Here is an 11761-nt window from a genome sequence, read left to right on the forward strand (position 1 = left end):
AACCAGTTCACCGCCCTGGCCACGGTGTACCGGGCGCGCACCGACTGGTCGGCGCTCTCGCTGGCGGCGATGTTCTCCGTGTACCTGGTCGGTCTGGTGCCCGGCCTGCTGCTGGGCGGCGCCGCCGCCGAACGGTACGGGCGCCGGCGGACGGTGTGCGGCGCGTTGGGGCTGTCGGCCGCCGCCAGCGCCGTACTCGCGCTCGGGGACGAGCCGGCCGTGTTCGCGGCCCGACCGGTCACCGGTTTCGCGGCCGGGCTGGTGTTCCTGGCCGGGACGGCCTGGCTGCGCGAACTGGCCGGCCCCACCACGGCGCCCGGGGTGTCGGCCCGCCGCGCGACGTACGCCACCGGTACGGGCTTCGCGGCGGGCGCGCTGGCCACCGGGGTGCTCGCCGAGTGGCTGCCCGGTCCGATGGTGCTGCCCGGCCTCGCCCACGCGCTGGGCTGTCTGCTGGTCCTGCGGGCCACCCGTCGCCTCCCGGAGACGGCTCCCGGCCGCAGCGCCCCGAACCGTCCGGCGGCGGCCGTGCGCCACCCCCGGTTCCGTTACGTCGTCCTGCCCGCCAGCCCGGCCGTCCTCGGCGCCGCGACCGTCGGGTACGTGGTGCTGCCGCCGCTGGTGGCCGACCGGTTGCCCGGGTACGCGCCGCTGTTCAGCGGCCTGGTGGCGGCGCTGACCCTCACCATGGGCGTGATCGCCCAGCCCTTCGCCGCCCGGCTGGACGACGCGCACAGCGCCCGGGCCACCCTCACCGCGATGGCCACCGTGATCGCCGGGCTGCTGCTGGGCGCCCTCGCCGCCGCCCGCGGCTCGGTGGGCCTGGTGGTGGCCGCCGCCGCGGTGCTCGGCACCGGGTACGGGCTGACGCTCGGCGCGGGGCTGCACGAGGTGGAGCGGCTCACCGGCTCGCACTCCGGCGCGGACTCCGGCCCGACCTCCGCCTCGGTCTATCAGAGCACCACCTCCAGCGGCTTCCTCACCCCGCTGCTGCTGGCCGGAACCGCCGGCCACGCCTCCTACCCGGCGCTGCTGACGGGCATGGCCGGGATCGGCACACTGTGCCTGGGGGTGACCGCCGCCCACAGCCGCCGTCATCTGCCCGCCACGGAGGACCGACCCGTCGGCCCGAACGACCCGGCCGTCCCGGAAATCGGTACGACGCGCGAGGATGCATTCGAGGAAACGTTTGCCTAGTCCGTGACGACACCGTCCACGACGACACCGTCCACGACGACAGCGTCCGCGACCACACCGTCCGCGACCACACCGTCCGCGACCACACCGTCCGGACCGAACCGACCGAGGAGCCGACCACGATGGGCCGAGTGACCGTACCGCGCAGGGTGCTGCGCCTGCGCGAGGGCACGCCCTCCCACCGCCCCGACACCCTGGCCGCCGAGGAGCCGATGGAGATCCGGGTCGGCGGCCGCCCGCTGACGGTGACCATGCGCACCCCCGGCAGCGACTTCGACCTCGCGGTCGGCTTCCTGGTGAGCGAGGGCGTGCTGCACTCCGCCGACCAGCTGGCCGGGATCCGGTACTGCGCCGGGGCGACCGCCGACGGCGGCAACACCTACAACGTGGTGGACGTCGCGCTGGCCCCCGGCGTGCCCGCCCCGGACGCCTCGCTGGAGCGCAACTTCTACACCACCTCCTCCTGCGGCCTGTGCGGCAAGGCCAGCCTGGACGCGGTGCGCACCACCGCGCCGTGGAGCGTCGCCGAGGACGGGCTGCGCGTCACCCCCGGGCAGCTCTCGGCCCTGCCCGACCGGCTGCGCGCCGCCCAGAAGGTCTTCGACCGTACCGGCGGCCTGCACGCGGCCGGGCTGTTCGACGCCGACGGGAACCTGCTGTGCCTGCGCGAGGACGTGGGCCGGCACAACGCGGTGGACAAGGTGGTCGGCCACGCGCTGCGCGAGGGCCTGCTGCCGGCCCGCGGCACGGTGCTGATGGTCAGCGGCCGGGCCTCCTTCGAGCTGGTGCAGAAGGCCGTGATGGCGGGCGTACCGATGCTCGCGGCCGTCTCCGCGCCCTCCTCCCTGGCCGTGGACCTGGCCGAGGAGAGCGGGCTGACGCTGGTCGGCTTCCTGCGCGGCGACTCGATGAACGTCTACACCCGGACGGACCGGATCGACACCGCCGTCGCGGTCGGATAGCCGAGGTCGGGTCGATGCTCTTCCGGCAGCTGGAGTACCTGGTCGCGCTCGCCCGCGAGCGCCACTTCGCGCGCGCGGCCCAGGCCTGCCACGTCTCCCAGCCGGCCCTGTCCGAGGCCGTCCGCAAGCTGGAGGACGAGCTGGAGGTGCTGCTGGTCCGGCGCGGCCGCGCCTACGAGGGCCTCACCCCCGAGGGCGAACGGATCGTGCTGTGGGCGCAGCGCATCCTGGCCGACCGGGACGCCCTGCGGGACGAGGTGGACGCGCTGCGCACCGGCCTGAGCGGACGGCTGCGGATCGGCTCGGTGCCGACCGCCTCGGGCGCCGTCTCGCTGCTCACCGGGCCGTTCTGCACCGCGCACCCGCTGGCCGCCGTGGAGCTCTCCACCGATCTGCGCTCCGATGAACTCCTGCGCCAGGTACGGAACTTCGAGGTCGACGCGGGCATCACCTACCTGCCCGGGCCGGAGGCCGACGACCTGCGCGCCGTCCCCCTGTACGAGGAGCGGTACGTCCTGCTCACCGGCCTGCTCACCGGCCTGCCCACCGGTCCACCCACCGGTCTACCTACCGGCCCGCCCACCGGCCCGCCCGAGGAGCAGGCCCGGCACCCGCACGCCACCTGGACGGAGGCCTCCCGGCTGCCGCTGTGCCTGCTGCACGCGGGGATGCAGGGCCGGAGGGTGCTGGACGAGGTGTTCGCGGGCCTCGGGCTGGCGCCGACACCCCGGGTGGAGACGGACTCGGTGGCCTCGCTGTTCGCGCACGTCCGCACCGGGCAGTGGGCGAGCGTGGTGCCGTACGCCTGGCTGCACGTGTTCGGCGTGCCGCCCGGGATGCGGGCCGTCCCGCTGGTGGAGCCGGTGCACAGCGCGCCGATCGGGCTGGTGGTCGCGGCCCGGGAGCCGGGCTCGGCGATGGCCCGCGCGCTGCTGGAGGTGGCCCGCCGCACGGACGTCGCGGCGGTGCTGGGCAGCCTGCCGCAGGCGTGACGGCTCGGCGCGCACGGTCCGTCGGCGCGGCGTAGCGTCGACCCGAACGCCGAGTGCCCGAGCCGTGTGACGGAAGGCGACCACCGTGACCACCTCCGACGACGCCACGACCGCATCCGGGCAGCCCGAGGAGGTGACCGAGAAGGTCGGTCCCTCCCCCGCCGAGCCGCCGCGGTTCGCGCCCTACCACCACCCCGCGGCCGGCTGGGGCGCGGCCAAGAGCGTCACCCGCTTCCTCATGCGCGAGGGCGCGTACCTGGACGGCCCGCGGGCGATCATGCGGATGAACCACGAGAACGGCGGCTTCGACTGCCCCGGGTGCGCCTGGCCGGACGACACCAAGGGCCTGCACCTGGACATCTGCGAGAACGGCATCAAGCACGTCACCTGGGAGATGACCCGCAAGCGGGTCGGCCGGGAGTTCTTCGCCGCGCACTCGGTGACCGAGCTGTCCGGCTGGAGCGACTTCGCGCTGGAGGACCAGGGCCGGCTGACCGAGCCCATGGTGTACGACGAGGCGAGCGACCACTACGTCCCGATCGGCTGGAAGGACGCGTTCGAGCTGGTCGGCCGCACCCTGCGCGGGCTGGACGACCCGAACCGGGCCGCGTTCTACACCTCCGGCCGGCTGGGCAACGAGGCGACCTTCCTGTACCAGCTGATGGCCCGCGAACTGGGCACCAACAACCTGCCCGACTGCTCCAACATGTGCCACGAGGCCAGCGGACGGGCCCTGGAGGCCTCGCTCGGCACCGGGAAGGGGACGGTCGACCTCAAGGACTGGGAGGTCACCGACGCGCTGTTCATCCTGGGCGTGAACGCGGCCTCCAACGCGCCCCGGATGCTCACCTCGCTCGCCGAGGCCTACAAGCGCGGCGCGCAGATCGTGCACGTCAACCCGCTGATCGAGGCGGCGGCCACCCGGACGATCATCCCGCACGACTTCACGGACATGGCGCTGGCCAAGTCCACCCGCACCGGCACGTTGAACCTCCAGCCGCGGATCGGCGGCGACATGGCGCTGCTGCGCGGCATGGCGAAGGCGATCCTGGAGCAGTCGGCGACCGACGAGCGGGCGCTGGACCGGCTGTTCATCGAGCGCCACACCGCCGGCTTCGAGGCGTACCGCGATGTCTGCGAGAGCACGCCCTGGGAGGAGATCGAGCACCAGAGCGGGCTGAGCCGGGCCGAGATCCTCAAGGCGGCGCGGATCTACCGTGAGGCCGACCGCTCGATCTTCAGCTGGTGCCTGGGCGTCTCCCAGCACGAGCACGGCGTGGACACCGCGCGGGAGATCGTCAACCTCCTTCTGCTGCGCGGCAATCTGGGCCGCGAGGGGGCCGGCCCCTCGCCGGTGCGCGGGCACAGCAACGTCCAGGGCAACCGCACCTGCGGGATCGACCACCGGCCGGCCGTCGCCTTCCTCGACCGGCTCGCCGAGGTGTGCCGGATCGACCCGCCGCGCGAGCACGGCCTGGACACCGTCGGGACGATCGAGGCGATGCAGCGCGGCGAGGTGACGGTCTTCGTCGGCATGGGCGGCAACTTCGCGCTCGCCGCGCCGGACACCCCGTACACCCAGGAGGCGCTGGGCAAGTGCGAGTTGACCGTCCAGGTGAGCACCAAGCTGAACCGCAGCCACCTGGTGCACGGCCGGCGGGCGCTGATCCTGCCGTGCCTGGGCCGCACCGAGAAGGACCAGCAGCGCACCGGGGTGCAGTCCACCTCGGTCGAGGACTCGATGAGCATGGTGCACCTGTCGGTCGGCATGAAGCGCCCGGCGTCGCCGCACCTGCTCTCCGAGCCCGCGATCATCGCCGGGATGGCCCGCGCGGCGCTGCCGGACAGCCCCACCCCGTGGGAGTGGTACATCGAGGACTACGACCGGATCCGCGACACCATGGCCCAAGTGCTGGACGGCTTCGAGGACTTCAACCGCAGGGTGCGGCTGCCGCTGGGCTTCCGGATCAAGCAGCCGGCCCGCGAGCTGGTCTTCCGCACCCGCTCCGGCAAGGCCGAGTTCTCCGCCGCCGCGCTGCCCGACGTCGTCCCCGCCCCGGGCACCCTGGCGCTGGGCACCATGCGCTCGCACGACCAGTGGAACACCACCATCTACTCGGGCGACGACCGCTACCGGGGCGTGAAGAACCTGCGCACGCTGGTCTTCCTGAACCGGGACGACATGCGCGAGCGCGGCATCGCCGAGTTCGACCCGGTGGACATCACCAGCACCGCCCGCGACGGCAGCACCCGCTCGGTGCACGGCTACCTCGCCGTCCCGTACGACATCCCGCGCGGCTGCGCGGCCGGGTACATGCCGGAGCTCAACGTGCTGTGCGCGATCGGCGACCACAGCACCCAGAGCGACCAGCCGATCATGAAGCACCTGCGGGTCACCGTGACCAGGGCGTGAACCGCGTCGGCAGCATGAACACGCAGGCAGCATGAGCACGTCGACTCGGAATTGAAGGTAAAGGTTCTACCAAGTACGCAAGTATCGGCCTCCGCGCGTTCTATGCTTCTGGAGGTTTGAAGAAGGCACCTCGTTCGGTGAGGCTTCTTCACGGACACAGGCCACTGATCCGACGACGTCGAGAGACGCCCAGGGTTAGGACAGATCCTCCCGACCTAAGGGTTGATCCGAAGTGGCTTCCGACCCAAGGGGGTTGGACACGCCGTGGAGTGCCAAAGCTCTGACGAGTTGGGGTGAGCCGACGGTCGCTTCGCGCGCGCCGGCGAGCACCTTGCCGCGTCGATGACACGCACCACGGGGTGCGTCGGCCGGGAGGAGGCGAGAGACATGGACTGCAGTAGTCCGGGCCACAGTCGCCCCTACCCCCGCATGCTCTCGTACACCTCCGGCACGCGGTAACAACCTTCCCTGCGCGCCTGTCTGACGACGCATCACATCGGCCACCGCCAGCACGCGGCTTCGCCGTGCCCGAACGGGCTCGCACCGCCGCGCGCCGATGCGCCGTGCCCACACGCAGGGGGAATTGCTGCCGCGCGCCCCCGAACCGCCCCGCCTGTCCGGGGCACACGGGAGGAACGTCATGACCACCAACACCACCCTCAACAACTCCAAGGCCGCTGCGCCGCGTTCAGCGGTACTGGACGACGCCCACGTCGGCGACATCAAGGGCGCGCTCGGCACCATCAGGCTCGACGACACGACACCCCGCCAGGGACTGTCGGCGAGACTCAAGACCCTGCTCGCGATCGTCGGCCCCGGCCTGATCGTGATGGTCGGCGACAACGACGCGGGCGCCTTCTCCACCTACGGCCAGGCGGGGCAGAACTACGGCACCCAGTTGCTGTGGACCCTGCTCATGCTGATCCCCGTCCTGTACGTCAACCAGGAGATGGTGCTGCGCCTCGGTGCCGTCACCGGTGTCGGGCACGCCCGGCTGATCCTGGAGCGCTTCGGCAAGTTCTGGGGCGCGTTCAGCGTCATCGACCTGTTCCTGCTCAACGCGCTCACCCTGGTGACCGAGTTCATCGGCGTCACCCTGGCGGCCGACTACCTGGGCCTGCCGAAGGTCGCCTCGGTGGTGCTGGCGGCGGCGATCATCATCGCCTCGGCGTTCACCGGGTCGTTCCAGCGTTTCGAGCGGGTCGCGATCACGCTGTGCGTGGGCTCGCTGCTGCTGGTGCCGATCTACTTCCTGGTCCACCCCAGGACCTCGCAGATGGCCCACGACTTCGTGGTGCCGTCCATGCCGGGCGGCTCGGGCGAGCTGGCCGCCGTCATGCTGGTGATCGTCTCCATAGTCGGCACCACCGTCGCCCCCTGGCAGCTGTTCTTCCAGCAGTCGTACGTCATCGACAAGCGCATCACCCCGCGCTTCATGAAGTACGAGAAGGCCGACCTGGTCATCGGCATCGCGATCGTCATCATCGGCGCCGCCGCGATGATGGGCCTGACCGCCGCCGCCTTCGCCGGCACGGACGGCTTCGGCCAGTTCTCCGACGCGGGCGCCGTCGCCAAGGGCATCGAGGACAAGGCAGGCCACCTGGCGGGCGTGCTGTTCGCCATCGCGCTGCTGGACGCCTCGATCATCGGCGCCTTCGCGGTCTCCCTCTCCACCGCCTACGCCATCGGCGACGTGTTCGGCATCAAGCACTCGCTGCACCGCGGGGTCAAGGGCGCCAAGGGCTTCTACGGGATCTACGCGGGCCTGGTGGTCGTGGCCGCCGCGATCACGCTGCTGTCCACCGAGTACACCCAGGGCCTGATGACGCAGTTCGTCCAGGTGCTGGCCGGTGTCCTGCTGCCCTCGGCCACGGTCTTCCTGCTGCTGCTGTGCAACGACAAGGCCGTGCTCGGCCCGTGGGTCAACGGCCCGAAGACCAACGCCTTCACCTCCGCCGTCGTCGGCGTCCTGGTCATGCTGTCGCTCATCCTGACCGCCGCCGTGGTGTGGCCGGACATCAGCTCGGACGCGATCCTGTGGATCATGGCCGGCTGCGGTGTGGCGGGCGTGCTGGTGGCCGGGTACTTCTTCACCTTCGGCCGCCGGGGCACCAAGGAGGACCCCATCGACCGCACCGGCCGCGAGAACTGGCGGATGCCCCCGCTGGAGACCCTGGAGAAGCCGGTCATGTCCGCCACTCGCAAGATCGGCATGGGTGCCCTGCGCACCTACCTCCTGGTCGCGATGATCATGGTCATCATCAAGATCGTCCAGACCGCGCTCAGCCACTGAGCCGCCGAAGCGCCGACGCGACACCTCGCTGAAGCGCCGATCCGAGCACCGGGGCGGCGACACCCGGCCGCAGCCCGCCGCCGCCCCGGCCCCACCCGGAACCCTCGACCGCCCCGCACCCGGGGAAGGAAGGAAGTACGGCCATGCGCACCACCCCGTTCCACCGCTGCCCGAGCGTCCGCCTCGCCCTGCACGACGGCGTCGAGCGCGACTACCGCCTCGACGACCCCGGCGCCTGCCCCCGCTCGGGTACGCCCAACACCCCGGCCTCCGCGTACGAGCCCCGCGTCCACCTGGCCTACCTGCTGGCCTGCCAGGGCCACCGCCCGGACTGGCTCGCACTCTTCGCGGACCTCCCGCCGGCCGCCGCGCGCCGTCTCGCCCGCGCCGCCGCCCACCACCGGGACGCCCAAGCCGCCTGACGCACCACGTACATGACGTGTCGTCAGCCCTCGCACCCACCGGTGCACCCGTCCACATTCATCGTCCCGTCACGGAGGTGACCAGCCATGTCCATCGTCGCCGCGTTCCAGCCCGTCCTCCCGTCCACCGATCGCGGCCGCCTGCGCGCCGCCCTCGCCGCGGTGGGCCGACGGCTGGCCGCCAGCCCGCTGGAGAACTCCGTCCTCCAGGCCGTCGCCACCCCGGTCGGCGCCCCGGTCGGCGCCGCGCCGAGCGGCCACCAGGTCCGGATGCGGGCCCGCTGGCACACCGTCACCGACCAGAGCGGGACCACCCGACTGGAAGCCACCTGGCACCCCGGCCACTGACCGCCCCGGCCGCTGATGACCCCGGCCACTGACCAGTCCGTACCGACCACCCCACCCACCGACCAGCCGAAGGAGCATCCGCCATGGTCGTGCGCTACCCCAGGCTCGACGCCATCTTCTCGGACCACCCCGCCGCCGCTGCCCGACGCCGGACGCCCGCCCCGAAGCCCACCGGCCTCGACAAGGGCGGCGACCCGGACACCGGCCTGGTGGTGAACCCGGAACACCGCACCGTCACCGTCGACGGCCAGCAACTCGACCTGCCGTACCTGGAGTTCGAACTCCTCGCGCACCTGGTCGGCAACCCGCTGCGGGTGCACTCCCGCCGCCAGTTGATGGAGGCGGTCTGGGGCCGACCGGACACCGGCGACACCAGGACCATCGCCACCCACATCGCCCGGATCCGCCGCAAGCTCGGCCCCGGCCACCGGGAGGCGATCGCCACCGTCCGGCAGATCGGCTACAAGTACGACCCCCGGCTCACCCGCGTCGGCTGAGCCCCCGCACACACAGCACCGGAGGAGGACATCACATGACCAGAACCGCCCCACTCCCCTGGACCTGGACCTGGGCCCGGACCTGGCCCCGGACCGGCAGAGGCACCGCGCTGTGCGGCGTCCTGCTCCTGCTCACCCTCCAGGGCGTCGCCGTCGGGGTCGCCCCCGGGCAGCTCCGGCTCTTCCTGTCCGGCGTGCTCATCGGCGCCTCGGCCGCCGGGCTGCTGCTCGCCCTGCTGCTGGCCCACAGCCAGCGGCGGGCGGGCCGCCCCTCGGCCACCCCGACGGGCATCGCCGCAGCGGCCGACGACGACACCCAGTGGTTCAGCGCCCGCTCGCTGGAGGGCTTCCCGATGGAGCAGGTCCGCCCGATCCTGCTCGGCCCCGGCGCCCCCGGCCTCAACCGGCTCTACACCGCCTGGGTCTTCGCCACCCACGGCCACGACCCCCAGTGGATCGCCCACCACCTCGATCTCCCCACCTCCACCGCCCGCCTGCTGGCCACCGCGGCCCGGCGGCACGCCACGTCCACCCCCTCCGAGAGGAAGCCGCAGTGATCACGGCCCTCGACCACGTCCAGCTCTCCGCACCGCCCGGCAGCGAGGCCCTGCTGCGCGCCTTCTACGGCGACGTCCTCCAGATGGCGGAGATCCCCAAGCCCGGGCCGCTGACCGGCCGCGGCGGCTGCTGGTTCGCCGCCGACGGCGGGCGGGTGCGGCTCTACCTCGGCATCGAGGAGCGCTTCCGGCCCAGCGTCAAAGCCCACCCCGGGATCGCGGTCTGCGAGATCGACGAGTTCGCCCTGCGGCTGTCCGAACTGGGCGCCCAGGTGGTCTGGGACGACACCCTGCCGCCCCGACGCCGCTTCTACACCACCGATCCGGTCGGCAACCTGCTGGAGTTCGTCGAGGCCGCCTGAACAGCGGCCCGAACCCAGGTCATTTGCGTACGGACGTCGCGAGGGAGCAGACTGCCCGGGTTTGCGCGCCGGAGGTCCCCGTCATGCCCTTTCCGAAGTCAGCCCCGGGCCGGTCCCGGGCCTCGCTGCCGCCCCGGACGGTCGGCCGCCCGACCCGGGCGGCCTGGGTCGACGTGGTCGTGGCGGCCGCCGTGCTGGTCCTGCTCTACCTCGCGCTGCGGGTCGGGCAGGGCGCCACCGTACGGTTCTCCACCGCCCGGGACGCCGCCGTCGACACCGACCCGGCCCGGCTGCCGTACGACGCGGCGCGCTCGCTGCTGCGGATGTTCGCCGCGCTCGCCGTCTCCGTCGCCTTCACCTTCGGCTACGCCTACGCCGCCGCCCGCAGCCGCCGTCTGGAGCGCGTGCTCATCCCGGCGCTGGACATCCTCCAGTCGGTGCCGGTGCTCGCCTTCCTGACCGTCGCGGTGACGGGCTTCCTCGCCCTGTTCCCCGGCTCGATGCTGGGCCTGGAGTGCGCCGCCGTCTTCGCCATCTTCACGTCCCAGGCGTGGAACATGACCTTCGGCTTCTACCACTCCCTGGTCTCGCTGCCGCGCGAACTCGACGAGCTGTCCCGCTCCTTCCGGTTCAGCCGGTGGATGCGGTTCTGGAAGGTCGAACTGCCCTCCGGGATGATCGGCCTGGTCTGGAACGGCATGCTCAGCTTCGGCGGCGGCTGGTTCTTCCTGGTCGCCTCCGAGGCGATCAGCGTCGACAACCAGCGGTACGCGCTGCCCGGCGTCGGCTCCTACGCGGGCGCCGCCATCGCCGCCGGGGACCTCGGCCGGGTCGGCTGGGCGATCGCCACCATGGCCGTCCTCGTCATCGGCGTGAACTTCCTGTTCTGGCGTCCGCTCACCGCCTGGGCCGAACGCTTCAGGAACGAGCAGTCCGAGGCCACCGAGGTGCAGCGCTCGGTCGTCCTCGACCTGCTGCGCCGCTCCCGCTGGCCCGCCCTCCTCGGCCGGGCGCTGCGACCCCTGGGCGAGGCCCTGGGCCGGGCCGGGCGGGTGTTCGGCACCGACGACCGCCCGCTCGCCGTCAGCCCCGGGTGGCGGCGCACCGGGGACGCCGCCTTCGCCCTGGTCTCCGGCGGCATCGTGCTGTGGGGCCTGGTCGACCTCGGCCGCTACCTCGCCGACCGCACCGGCCTCGGCGTCTTCGGCGAACCGCTGCTGCTCGGCCTCGCCACCCTCGCCCGGGTGGTCGTGCTGGTCACGGTGGCCACGGTCGTCTGGGTGCCGATCGGGGTGCGGATCGGCTTCTCCCCCCGGCTGACCCGGATCGCCCAGCCGCTGGTGCAGCTGCTCGCCAGCTTCCCGGCCAACTTCCTCTTCCCACTGGTGGTCTGGCTGCTGCTGCGCACCGGACTGTCCATCGACCTCGGCGGCATCCTGCTGATGGCGCTCGGCGCCCAGTGGTACATCCTGTTCAACGCCATCGCCGGGGCCATGGCCATCCCCAGCGACCTGCGCGAGGCCATGGACGACCTCGGCGTGCGCGGCTGGCAGCGCTGGCGCCGGCTGATCGTCCCCGGGATCTTCCCGGCGTACGTCACCGGCGGCATCACCGCCTCCGGCGGCGCCTGGAACGCCTCCATCGTCTCCGAGGTGGTCACCTTCGGCGGCACCACGCTCACCGCCACCGGCCTCGGCGCGTACATCGCCCAGGCCACC

The 11761-nt window shown here is 72.5% G+C and carries 11 protein-coding genes and 1 riboswitch; all 11 genes read left to right on the plus strand.

All coding sequences use genetic code 11. The annotated features are described in order from the left end of the window. Window positions 1–1197 (plus strand): MFS transporter (locus J0670_RS15835; RefSeq protein WP_207812213.1); only part of this gene is annotated, 1197 nt, incomplete at its 5' end. A 122-nt stretch (window positions 1198–1319) separates the two neighbouring features. Continuing rightward, the gene (gene fdhD, locus J0670_RS15840; RefSeq protein WP_207812214.1) at window positions 1320–2159 is read left to right on the plus strand and encodes a formate dehydrogenase accessory sulfurtransferase FdhD; all 840 of its coding nucleotides are present in this window, start codon (window positions 1320–1322) and stop codon (window positions 2157–2159) included. A 14-nt stretch (window positions 2160–2173) separates the two neighbouring features. Next, window positions 2174–3151 carry a LysR family transcriptional regulator gene (locus tag J0670_RS15845; RefSeq protein WP_207812215.1) on the plus strand — a complete coding sequence of 326 codons (978 nt, stop codon included), beginning with the start codon at window positions 2174–2176 and terminating at the stop codon, window positions 3149–3151. Between the two features lie 133 nt (window positions 3152–3284). Next, window positions 3285–5564, plus strand: coding sequence for an FdhF/YdeP family oxidoreductase (locus tag J0670_RS15850; RefSeq protein WP_207812223.1), 2280 nt, complete (start codon window positions 3285–3287; stop codon window positions 5562–5564). A gap of 122 nt (window positions 5565–5686) precedes the next feature. Further along, a riboswitch (M-box (ykoK) riboswitch) is annotated at window positions 5687–5864 on the plus strand. A 340-nt stretch (window positions 5865–6204) separates the two neighbouring features. Continuing rightward, window positions 6205–7857, plus strand: a complete 1653-nt coding sequence (locus J0670_RS15855) for an NRAMP family divalent metal transporter (RefSeq protein ID WP_207812216.1) — start codon at window positions 6205–6207, stop codon at window positions 7855–7857. 143 nt (window positions 7858–8000) lie between these two features. Beyond that, the gene (locus J0670_RS15860; protein WP_207812217.1) at window positions 8001–8279 is read left to right on the plus strand and encodes a hypothetical protein; all 279 of its coding nucleotides are present in this window, start codon (window positions 8001–8003) and stop codon (window positions 8277–8279) included. Between the two features lie 87 nt (window positions 8280–8366). Further along, on the plus strand, window positions 8367–8627 hold the full coding sequence (locus J0670_RS15865; RefSeq protein WP_207812218.1) for a hypothetical protein: 261 nt from the start codon (window positions 8367–8369) through the stop codon (window positions 8625–8627). Between the two features lie 83 nt (window positions 8628–8710). Further along, a complete protein-coding gene (locus J0670_RS15870; protein WP_207812219.1) occupies window positions 8711–9124 on the plus strand; it encodes a winged helix-turn-helix domain-containing protein in 414 nt (137 codons plus the stop codon). 35 nt (window positions 9125–9159) lie between these two features. Further along, window positions 9160–9681, plus strand: coding sequence for a hypothetical protein (locus J0670_RS15875; protein ID WP_207812220.1), 522 nt, complete (start codon window positions 9160–9162; stop codon window positions 9679–9681). Beyond that, window positions 9678–10043, plus strand: coding sequence for a VOC family protein (locus J0670_RS15880; RefSeq protein WP_207812221.1), 366 nt, complete (start codon window positions 9678–9680; stop codon window positions 10041–10043). Before J0670_RS15875 ends, J0670_RS15880 begins: the two co-directional genes overlap by 4 nt. 83 nt (window positions 10044–10126) lie before the next feature. Next, a partial coding sequence (locus J0670_RS15885) for an ABC transporter permease subunit (protein ID WP_207812222.1) occupies window positions 10127–11761 on the plus strand: 1635 nt, incomplete at its 3' end.

This window comes from Streptomyces sp. FH025 (assembly GCF_017427025.1).
GTDB lineage: Bacteria > Actinomycetota > Actinomycetes > Streptomycetales > Streptomycetaceae > Kitasatospora.